General features: G+C 65.4%; 21 protein-coding genes. 16 read left to right on the plus strand and 5 right to left on the minus strand.

Features of this window, described 5'->3' with window-relative positions; all coding sequences use genetic code 11:
• The first annotated feature begins 110 nt into the window (after positions 1-110).
• From GEV01_RS18080 to GEV01_RS18135, 12 genes are all read left to right on the plus strand, one after another.
• Positions 111-2,651: a M4 family metallopeptidase gene (locus GEV01_RS18080; protein ID WP_152806863.1), complete on the plus strand. Its 2,541-nt coding sequence runs from the start codon at positions 111-113 to the stop codon at positions 2,649-2,651.
• Between the two features lie 113 nt (positions 2,652-2,764).
• The gene (locus GEV01_RS18085) at positions 2,765-3,967 is read left to right on the plus strand and encodes a type II secretion system F family protein (protein WP_152806865.1); all 1,203 of its coding nucleotides are present in this window, start codon (positions 2,765-2,767) and stop codon (positions 3,965-3,967) included.
• Complete coding sequence (locus tag GEV01_RS18090; RefSeq protein ID WP_152806867.1) at positions 3,964-5,658, plus strand: GspE/PulE family protein; 1,695 nt, start codon at positions 3,964-3,966, stop codon at positions 5,656-5,658. The genes GEV01_RS18085 and GEV01_RS18090 overlap by 4 nt, the downstream gene beginning before the upstream one ends.
• Positions 5,645-6,532, plus strand: coding sequence for a hypothetical protein (locus tag GEV01_RS18095; RefSeq protein ID WP_328595546.1), 888 nt, complete (start codon positions 5,645-5,647; stop codon positions 6,530-6,532). Before GEV01_RS18090 ends, GEV01_RS18095 begins: the two co-directional genes overlap by 14 nt.
• Positions 6,529-7,089, plus strand: a complete 561-nt coding sequence (locus GEV01_RS18100; protein ID WP_152806869.1) for a hypothetical protein — start codon at positions 6,529-6,531, stop codon at positions 7,087-7,089. The genes GEV01_RS18095 and GEV01_RS18100 overlap by 4 nt, the downstream gene beginning before the upstream one ends.
• On the plus strand, positions 7,077-7,673 hold the full coding sequence (locus GEV01_RS18105) for a hypothetical protein (protein WP_152806871.1): 597 nt from the start codon (positions 7,077-7,079) through the stop codon (positions 7,671-7,673). The genes GEV01_RS18100 and GEV01_RS18105 overlap by 13 nt, the downstream gene beginning before the upstream one ends.
• Positions 7,670-8,239 carry a hypothetical protein gene (locus GEV01_RS18110; RefSeq protein WP_152806873.1) on the plus strand — a complete coding sequence of 190 codons (570 nt, stop codon included), beginning with the start codon at positions 7,670-7,672 and terminating at the stop codon, positions 8,237-8,239. Before GEV01_RS18105 ends, GEV01_RS18110 begins: the two co-directional genes overlap by 4 nt.
• Complete coding sequence (locus tag GEV01_RS18115) at positions 8,236-10,209, plus strand: secretin and TonB N-terminal domain-containing protein (protein WP_152806875.1); 1,974 nt, start codon at positions 8,236-8,238, stop codon at positions 10,207-10,209. The genes GEV01_RS18110 and GEV01_RS18115 overlap by 4 nt, the downstream gene beginning before the upstream one ends.
• Before the next feature lie 2 nt (positions 10,210-10,211).
• Positions 10,212-10,676: a type II secretion system protein gene (locus GEV01_RS18120; RefSeq protein ID WP_152806877.1), complete on the plus strand. Its 465-nt coding sequence runs from the start codon at positions 10,212-10,214 to the stop codon at positions 10,674-10,676.
• Positions 10,677-10,680: 4 nt separating this feature from the next.
• Entirely contained in the window at positions 10,681-11,055 is a 375-nt protein-coding gene (locus tag GEV01_RS18125) for a type II secretion system protein (RefSeq protein WP_070272447.1), read from the plus strand.
• Complete coding sequence (locus tag GEV01_RS18130) at positions 11,030-11,533, plus strand: type II secretion system protein (RefSeq protein WP_152806879.1); 504 nt, start codon at positions 11,030-11,032, stop codon at positions 11,531-11,533. Before GEV01_RS18125 ends, GEV01_RS18130 begins: the two co-directional genes overlap by 26 nt.
• Positions 11,534-11,661: 128 nt before the next feature.
• Positions 11,662-14,184, plus strand: a complete 2,523-nt coding sequence (locus GEV01_RS18135; protein ID WP_152806881.1) for a M4 family metallopeptidase — start codon at positions 11,662-11,664, stop codon at positions 14,182-14,184.
• A 10-nt stretch (positions 14,185-14,194) separates the two neighbouring features.
• Here the strand turns inward: GEV01_RS18135 and GEV01_RS18140 are convergent, their stop codons facing one another.
• Positions 14,195-15,823 carry a CehA/McbA family metallohydrolase domain-containing protein gene (locus tag GEV01_RS18140; RefSeq protein WP_152806883.1) on the minus strand — a complete coding sequence of 543 codons (1,629 nt, stop codon included), beginning with the start codon at positions 15,821-15,823 and terminating at the stop codon, positions 14,195-14,197.
• 156 nt (positions 15,824-15,979) lie between these two features.
• Between GEV01_RS18140 and GEV01_RS18145 the strand changes: the two genes are divergently transcribed.
• From GEV01_RS18145 to GEV01_RS18155, 3 genes are all read left to right on the plus strand, one after another.
• The gene (locus GEV01_RS18145) at positions 15,980-17,209 is read left to right on the plus strand and encodes a M24 family metallopeptidase (RefSeq protein WP_152806885.1); all 1,230 of its coding nucleotides are present in this window, start codon (positions 15,980-15,982) and stop codon (positions 17,207-17,209) included.
• 85 nt (positions 17,210-17,294) lie between these two features.
• Positions 17,295-17,549 (plus strand): AbrB/MazE/SpoVT family DNA-binding domain-containing protein, encoded by a 255-nt coding sequence (locus GEV01_RS18150; protein ID WP_152806887.1) that lies wholly within the window; start codon positions 17,295-17,297, stop codon positions 17,547-17,549.
• Positions 17,546-17,905, plus strand: coding sequence for a type II toxin-antitoxin system PemK/MazF family toxin (locus GEV01_RS18155; RefSeq protein ID WP_152806889.1), 360 nt, complete (start codon positions 17,546-17,548; stop codon positions 17,903-17,905). The genes GEV01_RS18150 and GEV01_RS18155 overlap by 4 nt, the downstream gene beginning before the upstream one ends.
• A gap of 8 nt (positions 17,906-17,913) precedes the next feature.
• On the opposite strand, the gene GEV01_RS18160 is transcribed toward GEV01_RS18155, so the two are convergent.
• The 3 genes from GEV01_RS18160 to GEV01_RS18170 form a co-directional block, all read right to left on the minus strand.
• Positions 17,914-18,342 carry a hypothetical protein gene (locus GEV01_RS18160; RefSeq protein WP_152806891.1) on the minus strand — a complete coding sequence of 143 codons (429 nt, stop codon included), beginning with the start codon at positions 18,340-18,342 and terminating at the stop codon, positions 17,914-17,916.
• Between the two features lie 80 nt (positions 18,343-18,422).
• Positions 18,423-19,034, minus strand: coding sequence for a nitroreductase family protein (locus GEV01_RS18165; RefSeq protein WP_152806893.1), 612 nt, complete (start codon positions 19,032-19,034; stop codon positions 18,423-18,425).
• A gap of 34 nt (positions 19,035-19,068) precedes the next feature.
• A complete protein-coding gene (locus GEV01_RS18170) occupies positions 19,069-19,941 on the minus strand; it encodes an EamA family transporter (protein WP_152806894.1) in 873 nt (290 codons plus the stop codon).
• Positions 19,942-20,019: 78 nt separating this feature from the next.
• Here GEV01_RS18170 and GEV01_RS18175 point away from each other — a divergent pair, with 78 nt between their 5' ends.
• Positions 20,020-20,532 (plus strand): MarR family winged helix-turn-helix transcriptional regulator, encoded by a 513-nt coding sequence (locus GEV01_RS18175; protein WP_152806896.1) that lies wholly within the window; start codon positions 20,020-20,022, stop codon positions 20,530-20,532.
• 16 nt (positions 20,533-20,548) lie between these two features.
• Here GEV01_RS18175 and paaZ read toward each other — a convergent pair whose 3' ends face one another.
• Positions 20,549-22,594: a phenylacetic acid degradation bifunctional protein PaaZ gene (gene paaZ, locus GEV01_RS18180; protein WP_152806899.1), complete on the minus strand. Its 2,046-nt coding sequence runs from the start codon at positions 22,592-22,594 to the stop codon at positions 20,549-20,551.
• Positions 22,595-22,598: the final 4 nt, after the last annotated feature.

Below are 22,598 nucleotides of genomic sequence, written 5' to 3' on the forward strand. Positions count from 1 at the left end.
AAAAAACGCTGTCCGGCCACCGCCGGCACGGCGCTGGGAACGCCGGGTTGGCCACTATCCCGGCCAAGGCTGCACCACGCGAAAACACACACAGACCCCATGGAGAAGAGATGACTTTACGTAAGACCCTACTTGCTGCTTCCATCGTCGCCGCACTGCCGATGATGGCGTCCAACGCAGCCCAAGCGGCGGCACAGCTGATGTCCGCACCGGTGGCCCAGGCCTCTCCACAAGAGAGCGCCGGGCTGGTGGCCAAGCTCGCCGCACTGGACAACCAGCGCGGCCTGAGCGCAGACCACAGCTTCCGCATCGCCAGCCAGCACCCTGGCGTGGTCGGTGAGAAGATCACCCGCGCCAACCACACGTACAAAGGCTTGCGCGTGTTCGGTTCGGAATCGGTGGTCGTCACCAACGACGCCGGCGACATCGTCAGCGAATCGGTGTCGGACCGCCGCGCCAAGCTGGACGCCCCTGCCGCATCGGGTGGCGGCCGCACCGCCGCCGTCGCCCCGGCCGACTGGACCCCGACGCTGAGCACCACCGACGCCATCGCGCAGGTGGTCAAGGCCGTCGCGCCGAGCGGCACCCACCGCTGGGAACCGAAAGCAGAGCTGCTGATCTATCCGGTGATGAAATCGGTGCGCATCGCTTCGGCCCTGAACAAGTCCGAATCGGCGCTCAACGCCATGGACCTGGAAGAAGTGGTCGACCACTACGAGCTGGCCTACTACGTGCAGACCCGCATGGCCGACAAGGGCAAGCTGGTCTACTTCGACACCATGGTCAACGCCAAGACCGGCGCCGTGATCGCCCAGTGGAAAGCGCTGCAGACCGTGGTCGGCACCGGCAACAGCCAGTACAACGGCGCCGTGCCTATCCAGACCTCGCAGTCGGGCAGCACCTACAAAATGCTGGACTCCACGCGTGGCACCGGCGGCACCTACGGCGGCATGGCGATCACCAACGCCAACCACAGCTCGGCCAACAATCCGAACGCCGGCAGCATCTACACCAACACCACCAACACCTGGGGCGACGGCCAGCAGTACATCAACGGCGGCAGCACCACCAACGCCAACGGCCAGACCGCCGCGGTCAACGCGCTGTGGGGCTTGATGAACACCTACGACGCGCTGAAAAACGTGCTGGGCTGGCAGTCGCTGGACGGTAACAACACCGCCACCTATATCGCCGCCCACGTCGACACCCAGTACGACAACGCCTTCTTCGAACCTGGCTGCAAGTGCATGTACATCGGCGACGGCTCCAGCTTCTACAGCCTCGGTTCGATCGACGTGATCGGCCACGAGATGTCGCACGGCGTCACCGACGCCACCTCCAACCTGACCTACTCCGGCGAATCGGGCGGCTTGAACGAATCGAACTCGGACATCGGCGGCGAGATGGTGGAAGCCTACGCCCGCAACGGCGGCACCGGCAACGTGATCCCGGCATCGGGCAACGACTGGATGATGGGCAAGGAGATCAGCAAATCCGGCCAGCCGCTGCGCTGGATGTACAAGCCGAGCAAGGACGGCGGCAGCCCGGACGCCTGGAGCAGCACGATCAAGAACCTCGACGTGCACTACTCCAGCGGCCCTAACAACCGCATGTTCTACTTCCTGTCGCAGGGTTCGAACTCCAGCTCGACGAGCGACTACTACTCGAAATACCTGGTCAAGAGCCCGGCCGCCATGACCGGTATCGGCAACGACAAGGCGTTCCGCATCTGGTTCAAGGCAAACACCACCAAGTTCACCTCGTCGACCAACTACGCCGACGCCCGCACCAAGGTGCTGGCCGCAGCGACCGAGTTGTATGGCGCCGGTTCGAAAGAAGCCATCGCCGTGCAGCGCGCCTACGCGGCGATCAACGTCGGCGCCGACATCGACGAAGCGACCGCACCGGGCGGCGTGTCGATCACGACCCAGCCGGCCAACGTCAGCGTGACTGCCGGCGCCACCGCGTCGTTCACCGTCGGCGCCACCGGCGGCACCGCACCGTACAGCTACAAGTGGTACCGCAACGGCGCCGCCATCTCCGGCGCCACCTCGGCCACCTACTCGCTGACGGCGCAAACCGCCGACAACGGCGCGGTGTTCAACGCCGTGGTCAGCGACTCGTCGTCGCCGGTCAAGACCGCGACTTCGGGCAACGCCACGCTGACCGTCGGCTCCACCGGCGGCACCACCGAGCGCGTGACCAACGGCGGCTTCGAGTCGGGCACCACCGGCTGGAGCGGCACCACCGGCGTGATCGGCAACTACAGCGGCCAGACCGCCTACGAAGGCAGCAACTTCGCCTGGCTGGGCGGTAACGGCACCACCGCGAGCGAAACCATCACCCAGGCGGTGACGATTCCTTCGACCGTGACCTCGGCCACGCTGACCTTCGCGCTGCACATCGACACCGCTGAAACCGACCCTACGGCTTACGACAAGCTGGTTGTCACGGTGAAGAACAGCGCCGGTTCGGTGCTGAGCACCCTGGCCACGTACAGCAACGTCAACGCCGCCAGCGGCTATCAGGTGCGCACCTTCAACCTGAGCGCGTACAAAGGCCAGACCGTCACCCTGTCGTTCGCGATGACGGAAGACTCCAGCCTGCAAACCTCGTTCGTGGTGGACAAGGTCAGCCTGATCACCCAGTAAGTGAGGTGACACAGCCCCGCCTGACCCGACGGGGCTGATTTTTACGGGGGCGGCAGCCCGGTTGCCGCCTCGTTTTTTTTGGCTGATCGAATGTTTAAGGCAGTACGCATGCAATGCAGTTCCATCTCCAAGTGCAGGGCGGGCCATCCGGCCCGCAAACCATAGCGATCGATGCCGCCAGCGAGGCCGAGGCGATCCGCCAGGCGGCGCGCAACGGCTGGCGCGTGCTGGCCATCGGCAGTACCGAATCCACCGGTGCGGGGGCGAGCGCGCCTGCGCGCCTGAGCAAGCAGCCCTTCCCGCTGCTGCAATTCAGCCAGGAGCTACTGGCCCTGCTCGAAGCAGGCCTGAACCTGAGCGAAGCCACCGCCACCTTGCTGAACAAGGAAACCCGCAGCGGCGCGCGCGCCACGCTGGCCGCCATCCAGCGCTCGCTGCAACAGGGGAAAAGCTTCTCCGATACGCTGGCCGACTTCCCGGCCGTCTTCCCCGACCTGTATGTCGCCACCGTGCACGCGGCCGAGCGCTCGGGCAATCTGCCGGAGGCGCTGGCGCGCTTCGTCGGCTACCAGCTGCAGTTCGACGCCATCCGCAAGAAGCTGGTCTCGGCCGCCATCTATCCGACCATGCTGCTGGTGGTGGGCACGCTGGTGACGCTGTTCCTGATGGGCTACGTGGTGCCCAAGTTCAGCGTGGTGTACGAAAGCTCGGGGCGCGAAATCCCGTGGGCCTCGCAGATGCTGCTGTCCTTCGGCCAGACGCTGGCCGCGCATCCGTGGCTGTGCGCCGGCGCGCTGGGCGCGGTGGTGCTGGGCGTGGTGCTCGGCCTGGGCAACGCCGCCATGCGCCGCAAGCTGGTGCTGGCCATCCTGCGCCTGCCGGTGCTGTCGGCCAAGGCCGCCGAATTCCGCCTGGCGCGCTTCTACCGCGCGCTGTCGCTGCTGCTGCACGCGGGCATACCACTGTCGAAGGCGCTGGCGATGACCAACGCCATGCTGCTGCCCGAGCAGCAGGTGCAGCTGGTGCAGACGCGCCGCGCGGTCGAACAGGGCCTGCCGTTTTCCACCGCGCTGGAACAGAACGCGCTGGCCACGCCGGTGGCGCAGTCGCTGCTCAAGGTCGGCGAGAACACCGGCCGCCTGGGCGACATGCTGGAGCGCTCGGCCAAGTTCCACGACGAGGAATTCGCCCGCTGGGTGGACTGGGCCTCGCGCCTGCTCGAACCTGTGTTGATGACGCTGATCGGCGTAGTGATCGGCGGCGTTGTCGTATTGATGTACATGCCGATTTTCGAATTGGCGGGGAGCCTGTCATGAACGCACGCGAACCGGCTGTGCTCAGCCCCGAGATGCTGCACGGCGCGCGCAGCGCCGCGCTGGCGCAGGGCCGCCCGACGATGGCGGTGCTGCAGGAGGCCAGCGGCCTGACGCCGGAAGAGCTGACGCGCCAGCTGGCTACCCTGTTCTGCTATCCGGCCTGGCCGATGAGCAAACTGCAGGCGGCGCTGCCGGCCTTCGACCTGCTGTCCTACACCGACTGCGCGCAGCGCGACTGCGTGCTGCTGCGCGAGGCCGACGGCGCCGGCGCCGGTACTGCGGTGCTGGTCATCGGCAATCCCTTCGCCGAGGATACGCTGCAATGGGCCGGCTACGCGATCGGCTGCGCCTACACGGTGGCGCTGGCGCATCCCGACGACCTGACCGCCTACCTGGTGCAGCAGGAGAGCGTGCAGCAAGCCATGCAGGACATGATGGAGGACGGCAGCCACGGCGAGCTGGCGGACCTGGACCAGACCATCGAGGACATCTCGCTGATACGCATCAGCGAAGACAGCAGCCCGGTGGTCAAGCTGGTCAACTCCACCATCTACGACGCGCTGAAGTTCCAGGCCAGCGACATCCACCTGGAATGCGACGCCGCCAGCCTGGTCATCAAGTACCGCGTGGACGGCGTGCTGGTGCAGGCCGGCACGGTGCAGGGCCTGCAGATGGCGGAGCAGATCATCTCGCGCATCAAGGTGCTGGCGGAGCTGGACATCGCCGAGCGCCGCGTGCCGCAGGACGGCCGCTTCAAGGTACGAGTGAAAGGCAGCGAGATCGACTTCCGCGTTTCGATCATGCCCAACATCTTCGGCGAGGACGCGGTGCTGCGCCTGCTGGACCGGCGCGCGCTGACCGAGGCCGCCGCCGCGCTACGGCTGGAAAGCCTGGGCCTGAACGACGACGCCATCGTGCAGATACGCCGGCTGGCCGCCAAGCCGCACGGCATGCTGCTCGTCACCGGCCCCACCGGCTCCGGCAAGACCACCACGCTGTACGCCGCCATCACCGAGATCAACACGGGCCGCGACAAGATCGTCACCATCGAAGACCCGGTCGAGTACCGGCTGCCACGCGTGCTGCAAATCCCCGTCAACGAAAAGAAGGGGCTGACCTTTGCGCGTGGGCTGCGCTCCATCCTGCGCCACGATCCGGACAAGATCATGATCGGCGAAATCCGCGACGACGAAACCGCGCAGATTGCAGTGCAGGCTTCGCTGACGGGCCACCTGGTGTTCACCACCGTCCACGCCAACAATGTGTTCGACGTGGTGGGCCGTTTCCTGCACATGGGCGTGGACCCGTACAGCTTTGCGGCGGCGCTGAACGGCATCGTGGCCCAGCGCCTGCTGCGCCTCAACTGCGAGCACTGCGCGGTGGACGTGGCGCCCGATCCGCAAGACCTGGCCGACAGCGGCCTGACCGCCGACGCCGTGCGCGACTGGCGCTTCAAGGCAGGCAGCGGCTGCGGCCATTGCCGGGGCACCGGCTACAAAGGCCGCAAGGCCGTGGCCGAAGTGCTGATGCTGAACGACGCGATGCGCGAAATGATCTGCACCCGTGCGCCGGTGAGCCGAATGAAGGAAGAAGCCGCGACCATGGGCTTCCGGCTGGCGCGCAGCGCCGGGCTGGATCTGGTGCGGCAGGGAGAAACGACTTTACTGGAGCTGAACCGTGTCACTTACTGAACGTCTGTTCCCCTTGATGCGGCGCCGCCTGCGCGTGCTGCTGTCGCCGCAGCAGTTGCTGTGCGTGGTCCGCCACGGCACGCGGCTGGTCGAAGGCAGCGCGCAGCAGATCGCCGTTGCCGGCGCGGGCAGCCATTGGCAGGCCAGCGTCGATGCGTTGCGCGAGCTGCTACAGCAGCCCGCCATCGCAGCGGCCAGGCTGCCGCTGGAAATCAGCCTGTCGGGTCGCTGGAGCCAGCTGGTGCTGGCACCGTGGAGCGACGCGCTGCTATCAGAACCATCGGCCGGCCGCTTCCTGCAAACGCAGCTGGCGGCCCTGTATGGCGACAATGCGCGCGGCTGGAGCGTGGTCGGCGACGACGCGCCCTACGGCCACACGCGCCTCGTTTGCGGCGTCGACAGCACACTGCTGCAAGCCCTGAAGGACGTAGCGGCCGAATGCGGCCATGCGTGCCGCGTGATCGAGCCGCTGCTGGGCACAGCGCTGCGCACGATGGAGGCAGATGCGCCGTGCGGAGCACTGGCGCTGGTCGAGCCGGGCCGCATCACCATGGCGGCGCTGCGCGACAAGCGCATCGTCGCAATCCAGTCGCAGCCCGCCAGCGAAGCATGGCGGCTCGAACTGACGCAAGCCTGGCAGCGCTGGACCTTGCGCGCACCGGAACTGGCGGGCATCGCGACGGTCGCAGTGACGGACCTCAGCGCGCTGTCGCCAGCCTTGGCACTGGCGCCGTCCGCCGCGCTGCATCTGGTGCCGGAGGCGCTGCCATCGCGCTTCGTGCTGAGCGCCAATCCGTTCGGCGAGCGCGCCACCGTCACCGGATCAGCAGCGCAGCAGCCCGCGCCCGCAGCAACGCCGGAGGTGGCGGCATGACGCGTCTGAACTTCCTGCCGCGCGCCGCGCAGCCCACCGGCTGGCGTCTGGCCCTGCTGGCCATCGGCGTGCTGATGCTGCTGCCGGCCGCAGGCAACTGGATCTCGCAGCTGCAAACCGTAAGCCGCCTGGAAGCGCGGCTGGACGCGCAATCGGCCGCCACGCAACCCGCACGACTGACGCGCCCCACGCTGGCACCGGCACAACAGCACGAGCAGGACTTGCAAGTGAAGGCGGTAGCCGAAGCCGTCCGCCAGCTCAACCTGCCGGTGACGCGGCTGATCAAAGCCATCGTCGCACCGGCCGACGTGCGCGTCGCCCTGCTGGCCCTGGACCTCAACGGCCAACCGCCGCAGGAGAACGCCGAAACCACCACGCCCTCCGGCGCACTGAAAATCGCGGCCGAAGCGGAGACCGCGCAAGACATGATCAACTACCTGGCCTTCCTCAACCAGCAGCCGATGTTCCGCTCCGTGTACCTGGTCAAGCACGAGATGGCGGCAGGCGCCGGTGAGCGGCCCTATCACTTTCAGCTGGAGGCCCAATGGCGGCAATGAAATCCGGCGCGCTGCCCAAGCTGAAGCTCGCGCCCAACCTCGTCCCCAGGCTGGCGTGGCAAACGCGCCGCCTGCTGCGGCAGACCGGTCCCGGTGCGGTGGCCGGCATCGCCTGCGCGCTGCTGGCCGTGCTGGCGCAATGGCACGCGACGCAGCTCGACCAACGCCAGGCAGTGCTGACGCGTCAGCTCAACGCCGCCGCGCGCGCGGCAGCCATACCACATCCAGTGGCGCCGACCGCCGCCGGCGGCGTGGCTGCCTTCTACGCCTACCTGCCCGCGCACGACCTGATTCCCGACCAGCTCAAGGAACTGGTGCGGGTGGCGGAGCAAAGCGGCATCGCGCTGAACAAGGCCGAGTACAAGCCCGAGATGGACGGCAAGGCCGGCTTCCTGCGCTACCACATCACGCTGCCCGTCAAATCCGACTATGCGAGCGTGCAGGGCTTCATCATCGGTGCGCTCCAAGCGCTGCCGACGCTGACGCTCGACTCGGTCGCTTTCAAGCGCGACCAGATCGAATCCGGCGACATCGAAGCCCGCATCCAGTTCGTGCTGCTGGTGCGGCAGGAGAAGCGTCGATGAGAAAAATCGTCATCGGCGCCGCCGCCGTCGCCACGCTGATCGCCGCGTGGTTCGCGCCCGACCAGGACGGCGGCGTGGTCGGCCCCGCAGCCGCCACCACGCGCGAAGCCGGTCCTGCGCCCGCAACGCCCGCAGCACCGGTGGCCGCTCCCGTCACCATTGCCGCAGCCTCCGCCTCCGCCTCAACGGCCAGCGCAGACGGCATCGACCTGCAAATCCATCCCCGCGTCGCCGACGACGAGATGGGCAACATCTTCGCCAAACAAAGCTGGGCGCCGGAAGCGCCGAAGAAAGTCATGCAGGAACAGGCGCAGGCGCAGCAAGTGGCGCAACAGGCCAGCGCACCACCCGGCCCGCCAGCCCTGCCCTTCCAGTTCCTCGGCCGCTTCACGGACGAAGGCCAGACCGCTTACTTCCTGCAAATCGACGGTCAGAACGTCGTCGCCCGTCCCGGCGAAAAGGTCAACGACAGCTACCTGCTCGACAGCGTCAGCGGCAATGCGATGAACTTCGTCTATCTGCCGCTCAATCAGAAACAAACCTTAGTCGTAGGGGACATCAATTGAAATCCACCGCACACCGCCTGCACATCCTGGCCGTCACGCTGCTGCTGACCGCCTGCGCCGGCAGCCAGACCTTCAAGGAAGGCAACGCCCTGCTGGATGCAGGCCAGGTCGACCTGGGCCTGGCCAAGCTGGAACAGGCATCGCGTGAAGATCCGCACAACGCCGAGTACCGCATCGTGCTGCTGAACCGAAAACTCAAACTGGTCAGCGCGATGAACAGCCGTGCCGACGCGCTGCGCCTGAAAGGCCAGGCCACCGAAGCCGGTGCACAGTACGAGCAGGCGCTGGCCATCGATCCCGCCAACCAGATAGCGCGCCAGGGCCTCACGGCGCTGGCGCAGGACCAACGCCACCAGAAAACCATGGGCGAGGCCGAGGCCCTGCTCCAGCGCGGCGGTGAGGCGAACCTGGCGCAGGCGCAGGAGCTGCTGCGCCCACTGCTGGTGGAGCGCCCGAATCAACGCGAACTGCTGCGGCTCAAGACCCAGGTCAGCGACGCCCAGACCCGCCTGCGACCCGCCGCAGGACGCCTGGCGGCGGCCTACCGCAAGCCGGTAACGCTGGAGTTCCGCGACGCCCCCATGCGCGCCGTTTTCGATTTCATCAGCAAGGTATCGGGCCTGAACTTCGTCTTCGACCGCGACGTCGACCCCAACCTGCGCGCCACCATCTCGGTGCGCGACACCAGCATCGAAGAAGCCATCGGCATGCTGCTGAGCGCCAGCCAGCTGGAGCAAAGCATCACCGGCGACCGCTCCATCACCATCTACCCGAACAACCCGCAGAAGCAGAAGGACTACCAGCAGCTGCTGGTGCGCAGCTTCTTCCTGGCGAACTCCGACGTGAAGACGGTGGCGTTCTCGCTCAAGACGCTGCTGAAGGCGCGCGACATCGTCACCGACGAACGCATCGGCACCATCATCATGCGCGACACGCCGGAGATGATACGCATGGCCGAACGCATCATCGCCGTGCAGGACGTGGCCGACCCCGAGGTGATGCTGGAGGTGGAAGTGCTGGAAGTGAAGCGTTCGCGCATCCAGGAGCTGGGCGTCAGCTGGCCGGACAGCGTCGGCCTGACCCTGCTGGGCAGCGGCGCGTACGGCACGCTGAACGTGGGCGACCTGCGCAAGATCAACGGCGCCAATATCGGCCTGGGTTTAGGCAAAGTCACCATCAACGCCAACAAGAACGACACCGACAGCAATATCCTGGCCAACCCGCGCATCCGCGTGCGCAACAAGGACAAGGCCAAGGTGCTGATCGGCGACCGCGTGCCGGTGATCACCGTCACCACCAACAACGGCGTCAGCTCGGACAGCGTGAACTACGTGGACGTGGGCCTGAAGCTGGACGTGGAACCCAACGTCTACCTGGACGACGAGGTGGCGATCAAGATCAACCTGGAGGTCAGCAGCGTGGTCAAGGAAATCGAAAGCAAATCCGGCACCAAGGCTTACCAGATCGGCACGCGCAGCGCGGCCACCGTGCTGCGGCTGAAGGACGGAGAGACGCAGGTGCTGGCAGGCCTGATCAGCGACGAGGACCGCACCACCGCCAACAAGATACCCGGCGTGGGCGACCTGCCGATGCTGAACCGCCTGTTCGGCAACCAGAAGGACGATTCGACCCGCAGCGAGATCGTGCTGTCGATCACGCCGCGCGTGCTGCGTTCGATCCGCAGGCCGGAGCTGTCGGCGGCGGAGTTCAACTCCGGCACCGAGACAGACATCGGCGGCCGCAGCCAGATCGGCACGACGCTGGCGGTGGTGCCCGACACGGCGGCCGACATGGCGCCCTCGCCACGCGACACCGCGCCGGCTCTGGCGCCCGCAGCGCCGTCGATGGAAGGCGGTTCGGGCATGACAGGTGGCTCGGGCATGACCGGCGGCGGCACGCCGCCCGCGCCATCCACCAAGCCTGAACCGGTCAACCCGCAGCCTTACACGCCGCCGAAGAAAGGCCAGTAATCATGCTGCGCAAGGCCCAAGGCGGATTCACCTTCATCGAGCTGATGATCACGCTGTCCATCCTCGCCACGCTGGCGATGGTGGCGGCGCCGATGGCGCAGGTAGCGCTGCAGCGCGAGAAGGAACACCAACTGCGCGCCGCGCTGATCGAAATCCGCGAAGCCATCGACGCCTACAAGCGCGCCGCCGACAATGGCCGCATCAAGCTGGCGATGGGCGATTCGGGCTATCCGAAAAAACTGGAAGACCTCGTCGCCGGCGTGCCGGACCAGCGCAGCCCGCGCAAGCAGAATATGTACTTCCTGCGCCGCATCCCTCGCGACCCGTTCGCGCCGGCCGACGGTAGCTGGGCCATGCGCTCCTATGCATCGCCACCGGACAATCCATCCGAAGGCGAAGACGTATTCGATGTCAGCTCCCGCTCCGGAATACTGGGGCTGAACGGCATCCCCCTCAAACAATGGTGACGCCATGAAGCACAACAAGGGATTCACGCTGGTCGAACTGCTGGTGGTGCTGGCGATAATTTCGCTGCTGCTCACCATCGCGCTGCCGCGCTATTTCAGCTCGGTCGACAAATCGAAGGAAGTCGCGCTGAGGGAGAACCTGCAAGTGCTCCGCAGCGGCATCGACAAATACTACGCCGACAAGGGCGAGTACCCGGCAGCGCTGGCGGACCTGGTCGCGCAGCGCTACTTCCGCAAAGTGCCGCTGGACCCGGTGACGGAATCGGCAACCACCTGGCAGTTGCTGCCTTCCGCCGACGCCGAGAAGCCCGGCGTGGCCGACATCCGCAGCGGCGCCAAAGGAAAGACCCGCGATGGCATCCCGTTCGAACAGCTCTAGGCGTCAGCGCGGCTTCGCCTACCTGTGGACACTGATGCTGGTGGCCTTCATGGGCGTGGGCCTGACCATCGCCGCAGGCCTGTACACGACCGCCATGCGGCGCGACAAGGAGCGCGAGCTGCTGTTCATCGGCCACGAGTTCCGTCACGCGCTGGAGAGCTACACCAAGGCCAATGGCGCCGGCCAGTATCCGCTGACGCTGGACGAGCTGCTGAAAGACCCGCGCTTCCCAGCCGCCAAGCGCCATCTGCGCCGGCTGTACAACGACCCCGTCACCGGCAAGCCGGATTGGGTGCTGGTGCGGCAGCAGGGCCGCATCGTCGGCATCCGCTCGGCCTCCACGCAGCGGCCCGTCAAGCAGAACAACTTCGACGACGACGACACCGGCCTGGCAAAGAAGACCCGCTACGCCGACTGGGTGTTCACCTACCCGTACGACCTGTTCACGGTGCAGCTGACCGCCGAAGCGAAACGCTGACTTGTTGCCGACTTGTTGATATAAGACAGAACCTCCCGCCCTTCCACGCTCTAGCGTGATTCATCCGCCACGCGGAATCGGCGACATCATTCGATGCCAGCTGGAATGATCGAAATTGGGAGGACGATATGATCCTGCGTACACGCCTGCTAACCGTCACCACCGCCGTCGCCGCCGCGACGTCGATGATGGCCGCCACCGCGACGCTCGCGGCAGACAAACTGATGGCCCCACCGGTCAATACGCTCTCGCCGCAACAGAGCTCCGGACTGGTGGCCACGCTGACGGCGATGGATGCCGCGCGCGGCCTGGCGCCGGAGCTGAGCTTCCGCCTCAGCAGCCTGCATCCGGGCGTGGTGGGACAGAAGATCGTCCGCGCCCAGCATACCTACAAAGGCTTGCGCGTGTTCGGCTCGGAGTCGGTGATCGTCACCAACGCCGCCGGCAGCATTGTCAGTGTCTCCGCATCCGACCGGCGCAACAAACTGGGGACCGGCCTCGCCCCCTCCGCCGTCTCCGACCTCGTGCCGACGCTGAGCGCCGGCGACGCCATCACCGTAGCGGTCAACTCCATCGCGCCTCGCGGCACATATCGCTGGGAACCCAGCGCGGAACTACTGCTCTACCCCATCGTGAAAACGGAGCGGGTGCCATCGGCCGCCGGCAAGCCGGAATCCGAGCTCAATGCGCTGGACCTGCAGGAAGTGGTGGAGCGCTACGAACTGGCCTACTACGTCAAGCTGCGCCTGGCGCTGGACGGCAAGCCGCTCTACTACGACACCGTCGTCAACGCCAAGAACGGCAACATCATCGCGCAGTGGCAGGCGCTGAAAACGGTGGTCGGCACGGGTAACAGCCAGTACAACGGCGTGGTGCCGATCAATACCTCGCAGTCCGGCGGCGTCTATCAGATGCTGGACGATACGCGCGGCATAGGCGGCAAGTACGGCGGCATGGCGATCACCAACGCCAACCACAGCTCGGCCAACAATCCCGACCCGGGCAACATCTACACCAACAGCACCAACACCTGGGGCGACGGCCAGCAGTACATCAACGGCGGCAGCACCACCAACGCCAACGGCCAGACCGCCGCAGTCAACGCGCTGTGGGGCCTGATGAACACCTACGACGCCAACAAGAACGCGCTGGGCTGGCATTCACTGGACGGTAACAACACCTCCACCTACATCGCCGCCCACGTCGACACCCAGTACGACAACGCCTTCTACGACGACAGCTGCAAGTGCATGTACATCGGCGACGGCGACAGCTTCTACAGCCTGGGCTCCATCGACGTAATCGGACACGAGATGTCGCACGGCGTCACCGCGTCGACGGCGGACCTGACCTACTCCGGCGAATCCGGCGGTTTGAACGAATCGAACTCCGACATCGGCGGCGAGATGGTGGAAGCCTACGCGCGCAACGGCGGCACCGGCACCACGATCCCGGCCAGCGGCAACGACTGGATGATGGGCAAGGAGATCAGCAAATCCGGCCAGCCGCTGCGCTGGCTGTACAAGCCGAGCAAGGATGGCCGCAGCCCCGATGCGTGGAGCAGTTCCATCAAATACCTGGACGTGCACTATTCCAGCGGACCCAATAACCGCATGTTCTACTTCCTGTCGCAGGGTTCCAGCAGCGATCCGGCCTCCGACTACTACAGCAAATACCTGGTGAAGAGTCCCGCCGCGATGACGGGCATCGGCAACGACAAGGCTTACCGCATCTGGTTCAAATCCTTGACCACCAAGTTCACCTCGTCGACCAACTACGCCGATGCGCGCGCCAAGGTGCTGGCGTCGGCGCAGGAGCTGTACGGCGCAGGTTCGAAAGAAGTCATCGCCGTCACGCGCGCTTATGCGGCGATCAACGTCGGCGCGGACATCGATGAATCCACCACCGGCGGCGACGTGACGATCACCACGCAACCGGCCAACGTCACCGTCGCGCCAGGCGCCACCGCGTCGTTCAACGTAGGCGCCAGCGGCGGCACGCAGCCCTACAGCTACAAGTGGTTCCGCGACGGATCGGAAATCGCCGGCGCCAACGCGCCAGCCTACTCGCTGACCGCGCAGACCTCCGACAACGGCGCGACGTTCAATGCCGTCGTCAGCGACGCATCGTCGCCGGTGAAGAGCGCCACGTCGGCCAAGGCGATGCTGACCGTCAGGAGCGGCGGCGGCACCGACCTTGTCACCAACGGCGGCTTCGAGAACGGCACCACCGGCTGGCATGGCACCACCGGCGTGATCGGCGACTTCGAAGGGCAGTCACCTTACGAAGGCACGCGCTACGCCTGGCTCGGTGGTAACGGCCGCATTGCGATCGAGACCCTGACCCAGTCCGTGACCATCCCTGCGGGCGCAGCGTCGGCAACGCTGGCCTACGCGCTGCATATCGACACCGATGAGGTCAAGCCCTTCCCCTACGATAAGCTGACGGTGACGGTGAGAAGCAGCACCGGCTCGGTGCTGCGTACGCTGGCGACGTACACCAACCTGGATGCCGCCGACGGCTACCAGATCCGCACCTTCGACCTGTCCGCCTACAAGGGTCGGACGGTGACCCTGTCGTTCGTCATGCGGGAGGACCGCAGCAAGCAGACCTCCTTCGTTCTCGACAACGTCAGCCTGATCGCCCAGTAGGCGATGGAGGTCAGCGCAGGCTGACGAACACCGGGTTCGAATAGAACCACAGGCTGCGGTAGTTGCGGTCGTTGATGTCGTTGAAGCGCGCCGTGTTGTCTGCGGTGCCGGTGCGCTGGTCGGCCAGCGGTTCGCCATCCTGGGTCAGGCCGGCGACATCGGTGCCCAGGTTGGTGCCGCGCAGGCGGTAGTACTGGTTCTTGCTGACGGTGGTTTCGTAGCTGATGCTGAAGTAGCCGTCCGCATCGACCTTCCAGTCCGCGCTGGTGAAGCGCTTCACCACGCGCGTGCTGGCGTTGGTGGCGACGCTGTAGGCGGCGCTGCCCGGCGTGGCCTTGGCGGCCACGTCGCCGACGATCAGGTCGACGTGATCGACCACCGGCTTGACGTTGGCGGCGGTGCCGCTGTCCACCGGCTTCTCGTAGTTGTTCCTGGTCGGCGACTTGAAGCGGATCGTGATCGTCACCTTGTCGCCGCTGACGACCTTCAGCTCCCCGCCCATCTCCTTGCGGTCGTCCTTGCTGGCCAGGTTGAAGTCCAGCGCGTTGATCAGATCCCCGTAGACCGAAAACATTTTGCCGGAGCGCAGGCCTTGCAGCAGATCCTTCGCTGCGGGCTTGCCCTGTGCGCCGTTGAAGACATAGTTCTTCGCATACTCGCCGGGGAAGTAACCGCTGCTGCTGTTGCCGACGATCTTGAAGTGAGTATCCGAATCGGTCAGGTTCCAGATGCGGCGGCCTTCGCCGAGCAGCGCGTCCCACACGCCGCCGACCTTGGCGACAACGTAATCGACGCCGCCGTAGGCGCGCAGCGGTGCGTTCTCCGGCGTGTAGGCAGCCGTGTAGCCGCCGCGATCCGGTTCCATCTGGTTGCCGACCATGCCTTCGATGGCGAAGACGATGTTCGGTGCGATGTCGTTGAAGCGGCGGAAGTCGTCGACGGTGTAGCTGCCCTTGTTGCGCGATGGGTGGTTGACTACGGCGTAGCTGGTGTCCGGGTAGTTGTCCTTCAACCAGCTGATCGCCTTCAGCGCGTCGTCGGCCGTGGCGTTGTAGCGGGTGGTTCCGTACTTGGACTTCCATGCGGCGACATCGGCGGCGTCGAACAGCGCCGGGTCGCGGGTGGTGAACAGGTACTCGAATTCCTTCATGCCCTTGGTGCTGGAGGCCAGCTTGTCGCTGCCTTCGAACAGGCCGATGCCGATATGGTCGTGGGTCGGCATATCCCATTCGAAGCCGGAGAAAATCAGTTTGTCGGCGTAGGTGCCGGCGGCCTGCAAGGCCTGCACGCGTGGGATTTCATAACGTTCGACGCCGGTCGACAGCGGAATCGCCGCCGGCAGCGCCGCGCCCTTCTCGTCGCGCGACGACAGGCGCAGGTGATTGCTGACGGCCATCCAGTCCAGGCCATAGGTGGTGAAGGCCTTGGTCAGCACCTTGTCCAGCGTCTGCGTGACATCCGTGTCCGGCGACTGCGTGGTGTGGGTGTGCAGGTCGCCGGCGATCCAGCGGCCACTCGGTACAGGAGGCACGACGACCGCTGCGGGCTGGTCGCCGCCGCAGGCGACAGCGGTCAGCAGAATGGCAATGGCAGTTGGAATCAGCAATTGACGAGGGCGAGAAATGAGGGCAAGCGGCATGATAAACGAGTCCTGAAAGTGGATGCGGAATTCGGCACACTAGCATTGGCGTATTACCTGTCTATGACTTGGCCGCGCGGTCAAAACTGTTATGATCGTTGGCTAGCGCAGACAAAAGATCCGTGCGGCCACGCAAATCAATCCAGGGATATAAAAATGACTATTGGCGGAAAAACCATAGAAGAGGCATTGGCCTCCTTGTCCAACATGACCGCAGGCGCGGTCCCTATCGGCAAGGACGAGCATCTCCAGCGCCTGGCGCGCGCACAGGCCTACATGCGCGACCAGGGCATCGCCGCCATCTACGTCAACGCCGGTTCCAACCTGACCTACTTCACCGGCACCAAGTGGCACGCCAGCGAACGCATGGTCGGCGCCATCCTGCCGGCCAGCGGCGCGGTGGAGTACATCGCCCCTGCTTTCGAAGAGAGCACGCTGAAGGACTTCATGGTGGTCGAGGGCAGCGTCAACACCTGGCATGAGCACGAGAGCCCATACCAGCTGTTCGTCGATACGCTCAAGCGCATGGGGATCGCGCCTGCTGCGGCGGGCGGTACGGCGCCGCGCATCGGCATCTGCGAAAGCGCGGCCTTCTTTATCTACGACGGCATCCGTCCGCTGGCCGATGGCTATGCGCTGGAGAACGCGCGCCAAGTCACGGCGCACTGCCGCACCCGCAAGTCCGCCAACGAAATCGCGCTGATGCAGCGCGCCAAGGACATGACGCTGGCCGTGCACGTGGCCACCGCCAGCATGCTGCGCGAGGGGATCACCACGGTCGAAGTGGAAGAGTTCATCAACCGCGCGCACCGCAAGGTCGGCGCGTCCGGTTCGTACTTCGTGATCGTGCTGTTCGGCGAAGCGACCGCCTATCCGCATGGCGTGAGCTATGTGCAAACGTTGCAAGCTGGCGACACTGTGCTGATCGACACAGGCTGCAAACTGCACAACTACATTTCCGACATCACGCGCACCTATGTGTACGGCGAAATCAGCGCGCGTCAGCGTTCGGTGTGGAACAGCGAGAAGGCGGCGCAGTTGGCGGCGTTCGAAGCGGCGCAGCTGGGCGTGCCGTGCGAGCAGGTGGACATGGCCGCGCGCCGTTCGCTGGAGGCAGACGGTTTCGGTCCCGGCTACAAGCTGCCAGGCCTGCCGCATCGCACCGGCCACGGCATCGGTCTGGATATTCACGAGTGGCCGTATCTGGTCGGCGGCGACAAGACGCCGCTGGACGTGGGCATGTGCTTCTCGAACGAGCCGATGATCTGCATCCCCGGCGAATTCGGCGTGCGCCACGAAGACCATTTCTACATGACAGAGAACGGCCCGAAATGGTTCACCGAACCGGCGCACAGCATCGACGATCCATTCGGCTTGCACGCTTGATCCTTCGCAAGCAAGGTAATACTATGTTTGACGGCTGCTTTTCAACGGCCTAGTCTTACATGGTATTACTTTGATTGGAGGAATCATGGAGACAGAAGCGACCATACGCCGACAGGGAAATTCCGTTGGAGTAGCTCTGCCGCCGGCCATATTGCGCCTCATGGGCTTCTCCGTGGGTCAGACCGTATCACTGCAGGCGACGCCGGACGGCTTGCTCATCAAGGCAAAACGCACGCGCCCGACGGCTGCGGAACTCAATGCCCAGTGCAATCTCAAAGCGCCTATGCCCGACGATCTTCAGGCATGGGAAAACATGCGTCCAGCAGGTTCCGAACGATGAAGCGGCGCTGCCCCAGGCAGGGCGAAATCTATATGATTTCCATGGACCCGACGGTAGGAACGGAGATCCATGGCATGCGGCCGGCACTGGTCCTGTCTAACTCTGAATCGAACAAACAGGGCCGCGTTTTGATGGCGCCGATTACCCAAGGCGCCAACATCGACAGGGTTCGTGGATGGGCGACCAGCTTGATGGGTACAGGCACCAGAACACAAGGTGCGGCGATCGTCAACCAGGCGCGCTTTCTCGACTATGCTGCGCGCAAGGCCAGGTTCGTCGAGGACACGCCTGCGGAAGTGACGGAAGACGCCATGGCCAGGCTACAGGCGGCGCTGGAGGCAGAAACGGGAGATTGAGCGATTCCCTATTTCTGCACGCGCTTGAGCTGCCGGTAGAAGTACAGCGGCGCGGTGACGTGCAGGACGTCGCCGGCGGAGCGGATCACGATGCGGTTGGAGTCCCAGCGCAGCCAGCGTGGCCCCTTGTGGTTGAAGATGCGTCCTTCGTCGGTTTCACCGGACGGGACGAAACCGAACTGCTGCACGCGGCCCATGAAGGCCGTCTCGCCCGCCGCATTCACGGTGCCGCGCACCGGAAGGCACGTCAGCAGCGACGGCAGTTGCCCAATGACGCTGCCGATGAGTATATCCCGCACCATCTCGTTCGGCATCCATCGGTTCAACAGCAGGCCGGCCGCCAGACATCCGGCCAGTATGCAGCCCCACACCGTCCAGTCGCGCGTGCTCAGTAAGGGATTGAAGCCAATCGACTGCTTGTGAAACGTCTGCGCCATGTTTGCTGCCTGTCGTGAGGAAGTAGTCAGCATTTTGCTCTGACGCGCTGGGAAAATCCAGTCCCCGGCGCCGTTGCGCTTCAGGCGAACTCCATCACTTCCCGCAGCGGCTTGCGCACTTTCTGCGGCCAGTTGCCGGCGGCGGCGTAGCCGATCGACAGCAGCATGACCGGCACGTCGGCCTCGCCCAGCTTGAATTCGCGTTTCACTCCGGCGGCATCGAATCCGCTCATGGCGCTGCTGGCCAGGCCCATGCCCTCGGCGGCCAGCATCATCGTCATCGCCGCCAGCGAACCGGAACGCAGCGCTTCGTCCCGCTGCAACTGCGGATTGCCGGGGTGCGTATCTTGCGCCATACCGACCCACACATCGGCGACCTTCTGCGGCATGATCCCGGCGTCGACCGACGGCTTCAATGCCTGCGACAGGCCTTCGTGCGCGGCCAGTGTGCCGACGATGATGAAGGTGACTGGCGCATCGGCCACCTTCTGCTGGGCGAAGGCGACCGCCTTCAGGCGTTCCTTCGCCTGCGGCGTGCGCACCGCAATGAATTTCCAGTTCTGAAAATTGTAGGCCGACGGTGCCAGCGTCGCCATGCGCACCAGCTCTGAGATGTCGGCGTCGCTCAGCGCGCGGCCCGTATCGAAGCGATTGGCGGAGATGCGCGATTCGATCAGGTGTTTGACGTTCATTTGATACTCTCTATGGTTGATTGAAGTGTGCGTATCAGCGGCGCTGCGCGGAACCCCGCTGTACCGCCAGGATGCTAGCCAGCACCGTGGCCAGCCCGGCCAGCGACAGACCGCTCATCGCCTGCCCGAGCAGGGCCCAGCCCAGCACCACCGCGACCAAGGGGCTCAACAAACCCAGCGAGGACACCGCCACCGGCGACAAGCGGGCGATCCCGCGGAACCACAAGGCATAGGCCAGCAGGGCACCGGCCAACGACAGGTAGGCATAGCCCAGCACCTGAACCGCGTCGAGCGCCGGCAGCGGTGGATCAACCAGCACGGCCAGCGGCGCGAGCATCAGGCCACCAAGCAGCAATTGCCAGCCGGTCAAGGCCAGCACAGGCAGTTCGCTGCGCCAGCGGCGCGTCAGATAAGTGCCGGCAGCCATGCAGGCTGCACCGGCCAGCGCCGCCGCAATGCCGGCCGCATCCCAGACCGCACCGGGCGAGAGCAGCAGCACCGCCATCCCCAGCACGCCCAGCACGCCGGCGCCCACGGCCAGCCGCGCTGGCGGACGCCGCTCCAGCAGCCAGGCCAGGCCCATGACCAGCAGCGGCTGGATCGCGCCGACCACCGCCGCCAAGCCACCCGGCAGACGGTAGGCCGCGATGAACAACAGCGCCTGGAAAAAGCCGATATTCAACGCCGACAGGACTACCAGCCGGCCCCATTCGGCACGCTGCGGCAGGCGCCCCACAAAAATCAGCAGCAGAACGCCGGCCGGCAGGGTGCGCAGCAGCGCCGCGATGAAAGGCCGGTCCGGCGGCAGTAGCTGGGTGGTGACGATATAGGTCGATCCCCAGATGGCCGGCGCCAGCGCGGTGGTCAGTGTGGTGATCAAGGACGATGTCGTGCTTTTCTCGTTCATGGCGTTTGTCTCGACTTCAAGATAAAATGAAAGTCTGATCAAAAACAATCTTGATGTCAAGATAAATTGGAGTGTGCGATGTCGAATGAAAGAGCGATGGATGCCGTGGACACCATCGTGGCGCAATGGCGCCAGGAGCGTCCCGACCTGGACGTGGCGAGCATGGCGACGATAGGACGGCTGAAGCGCTGCGCCGCGCTGCTGCAACGCAGGCTGGACGCGACCTTTGCCGAATTTGGAATGGGTGCGTGGGAATTCGATGTGCTGGCGACGCTCAGGCGATCCGGTGCGCCCTACTGCTTGGCGCCGACCGCGCTGTTTTCGGCGATGATGATCACCTCCGGCACGATGACTCACCGGCTGCAGCGGCTGGAGGCGAGCGCGCTGGTCGAGCGGATGCCCAACCCCGCCGACGCCCGCAGCCTGCTGGTGCGGCTAACCCCGGCCGGGCTGGAACTGATCGAGCGCGCGGTGGCCGCGCACGTCGACAACGAACGCACGATACTGTCGCCCCTGAACCCGGCGGAACTCGCGCTGCTGGACAGTGGGCTGATTAAACTGCTGGCGGCGCTGGAACCGGCGAACCAGTAACCGCCAGAGACTACTTTCAGGCGCGCTTCATCACCAGCGTCAGGATGTCGTAGCTGGCCACCAGTTCGTCGTTCTGGTTGGTCACTTGCACATCCCATGCGACCACGCCCTGGCCGACGCCTTTGTCGTCGGTGCGGTTGCGGTCCACCTTGCGCTTGCAGGTCAGGCGCGCGCGGATGGTGTCGCCAATGGCCACCGGCGTGATGAAGCGCAGGTTGTCCAGACCGTAGTTGGCCAGCACCGGACCAGGCGCAGGCGAAACAAACAGCCCCGCCGCCGCCGACAGCACGAAGTAGCCGTGCGCGATGCGCTTGCCGAACTGCGTGTCCTTGGCGGCGATGTCGTCGAAGTGCATGTAGAAGTAATCGCCCGAGACGCCGCCGAAGTTGACGATGTCCGCTTCGGTCACGGTGCGGCGGTGCGTCAGCAGCGAGTCGCCCATCTTCAGATCCTCGAAGTAGCGGCGGAACGGGTGCACTTCGCTCTCCTGCACCTTGGCGCCGCGCACGTACTCGCCGGTGACGGCGGCCAGCATCGTCGGCGAGCCTTGCACCGCAGCGCGCTGCAGGAAGTGGCGCACCGCGCGGATGCCGCCCAGTTCTTCGCCGCCGCCTGCACGGCCAGGGCCACCGTGCTTCAGCTGCGGCAGCGGCGAGCCATGGCCGGTGGAGTCGACCGAAGCTTCGCGCTCCAGTATCAGCACGCGGCCATGCGAGGCGGCCGCCATCGGCACCGCGTAGGCGGCGGTGGCCGGATCCTTCGTCACCAGAGTGGAAACCAGCGAGCCTTTGCCGCGCGCGGCCAGGGCCAGCGCTTCGTCGATGCCGTTGTAGCTGATGATGGTGCTGACCGGTCCGAAGGCTTCGATGTCGTGCACGGCGTCGTTGCGCATGCCGTCGCGGCACAGCAGCAGCGTCGGCGAGAAGAAGGAGCCGTTGGCGACGCCGTCGCCAACGAGCTTAAAGCCGTCGCGCTCACTGAACAGCACCTCGTTGCCGCGTGCGAGCAGTTCGACCCGCTCCGCCACATCGCGCTGCTGGTCCTTGGAGGCCAGTGCGCCCATGCGCACGCCCTCCACCGACGGATCGCCGACGCTGACCTTGGCCAGGCGCTCGCGCAAGCGCGTGCCGACGGCGTCCACCATATTTTCCGGCACGATGATACGGCGGATGGCGGTACATTTCTGGCCGGCCTTGCCGGTCATCTCGCGCGCCACTTCCTTGACGAACAGGTCGAATTCGACATCGTCCGGCGTGACATCCGGCGCCAGGATGGCGCAGTTGAGCGAGTCCGCTTCGGCGGTGAACGGCACCGAATTGGCGATCAGGTTGCGGTTGGTGCGCAGCTTGGCGGCGGTGTCGGCGGAACCGGTGAAGGTGACGACGTCGGCGCCACCCAGGCGGTCCAGCAGGTCGCCGGTACTGCCGATGACCAGTTGCAGCGCCCCTTCCGGCAGCAGGCCGGAATCATGCATCATGCGTACCACGGCTTCGGTCAGGTAGCTGGTGGCGGAGGCGGGTTTGCCGATGCACGGCATGGCAGCCAGGAAGCTCGGTGCGAATTTCTCCAGCAGGCCCCAGATCGGGAAGTTGAAGGCATTGATGTGCACTGCCAGGCCGCCGCGCGGCACCAGGATGTGGGTGCCGGAGAAGCCGCCGTTCTTACCCAGCGCCATGGCCGGGCCTTCGTGCAGCACGTTGGACGACGGCAGCTCGCGGCTGCCCATGCTGGCGTAGGCGAACAGCGTGCCGGTGCCGCCTTCGATGTCGACCCAGCTGTCGGCGCGGGTGGCGCCGGTCAGGTGCGAGATCGCGTACAGCTCTTCCTTGCGGCTGGCCAGGTACAGCGCCAGCGCCTTCAGACGCGCGGCGCGCTGCTGGAAGTCCAGCTTCATCAGCGCCGGCACGCCGGTCTTGCGGGCGTAGGTGACGGCTTCGTCGAAGTCGATCTTCTCGGCGTGGGTGTGGTAGATCACCGAGTTGTTCAAGGCGCTGTGCAGCGGCGCCGATGCTTCGGCGCCTATCCATCGGCCGCCGATCCAGCTTTGCAGGGTTGATGCCATCTTT

This window comes from Rugamonas rivuli, from assembly GCF_009380165.1.
GTDB lineage: Bacteria > Pseudomonadota > Gammaproteobacteria > Burkholderiales > Burkholderiaceae_D > Rugamonas > Rugamonas rivuli.

Bases quoted from the DNA above. Each gene is read 5' to 3' on its own strand.
- GEV01_RS18150 (WP_152806887.1), top strand. From the start codon at position 17,295: ATGGAGACAGAAGCGACCATACGCCGACAGGGAAATTCCGTTGGAGTA.
- GEV01_RS18110 (WP_152806873.1), top strand. From the start codon at position 7,670: ATGAGAAAAATCGTCATCGGCGCCGCCGCCGTCGCCACGCTGATCGCC.
- GEV01_RS18160 (WP_152806891.1), bottom strand. From the start codon at position 18,342: ATGGCGCAGACGTTTCACAAGCAGTCGATTGGCTTCAATCCCTTACTG.
- GEV01_RS18130 (WP_152806879.1), top strand. From the start codon at position 11,030: ATGGCATCCCGTTCGAACAGCTCTAGGCGTCAGCGCGGCTTCGCCTAC.
- GEV01_RS18105 (WP_152806871.1), top strand. From the start codon at position 7,077: ATGGCGGCAATGAAATCCGGCGCGCTGCCCAAGCTGAAGCTCGCGCCC.
- GEV01_RS18125 (WP_070272447.1), top strand. From the start codon at position 10,681: ATGAAGCACAACAAGGGATTCACGCTGGTCGAACTGCTGGTGGTGCTG.
- GEV01_RS18155 (WP_152806889.1), top strand. From the start codon at position 17,546: ATGAAGCGGCGCTGCCCCAGGCAGGGCGAAATCTATATGATTTCCATG.
- GEV01_RS18145 (WP_152806885.1), top strand. From the start codon at position 15,980: ATGACTATTGGCGGAAAAACCATAGAAGAGGCATTGGCCTCCTTGTCC.
- paaZ (WP_152806899.1), bottom strand. From the start codon at position 22,594: ATGGCATCAACCCTGCAAAGCTGGATCGGCGGCCGATGGATAGGCGCC.
- GEV01_RS18175 (WP_152806896.1), top strand. From the start codon at position 20,020: ATGTCGAATGAAAGAGCGATGGATGCCGTGGACACCATCGTGGCGCAA.
- GEV01_RS18170 (WP_152806894.1), bottom strand. From the start codon at position 19,941: ATGAACGAGAAAAGCACGACATCGTCCTTGATCACCACACTGACCACC.
- GEV01_RS18100 (WP_152806869.1), top strand. From the start codon at position 6,529: ATGACGCGTCTGAACTTCCTGCCGCGCGCCGCGCAGCCCACCGGCTGG.
- GEV01_RS18090 (WP_152806867.1), top strand. From the start codon at position 3,964: ATGAACGCACGCGAACCGGCTGTGCTCAGCCCCGAGATGCTGCACGGC.
- GEV01_RS18165 (WP_152806893.1), bottom strand. From the start codon at position 19,034: ATGAACGTCAAACACCTGATCGAATCGCGCATCTCCGCCAATCGCTTC.
- GEV01_RS18140 (WP_152806883.1), bottom strand. From the start codon at position 15,823: ATGCCGCTTGCCCTCATTTCTCGCCCTCGTCAATTGCTGATTCCAACT.
- GEV01_RS18120 (WP_152806877.1), top strand. From the start codon at position 10,212: ATGCTGCGCAAGGCCCAAGGCGGATTCACCTTCATCGAGCTGATGATC.
- GEV01_RS18080 (WP_152806863.1), top strand. From the start codon at position 111: ATGACTTTACGTAAGACCCTACTTGCTGCTTCCATCGTCGCCGCACTG.
- GEV01_RS18135 (WP_152806881.1), top strand. From the start codon at position 11,662: ATGATCCTGCGTACACGCCTGCTAACCGTCACCACCGCCGTCGCCGCC.
- GEV01_RS18085 (WP_152806865.1), top strand. From the start codon at position 2,765: ATGCAGTTCCATCTCCAAGTGCAGGGCGGGCCATCCGGCCCGCAAACC.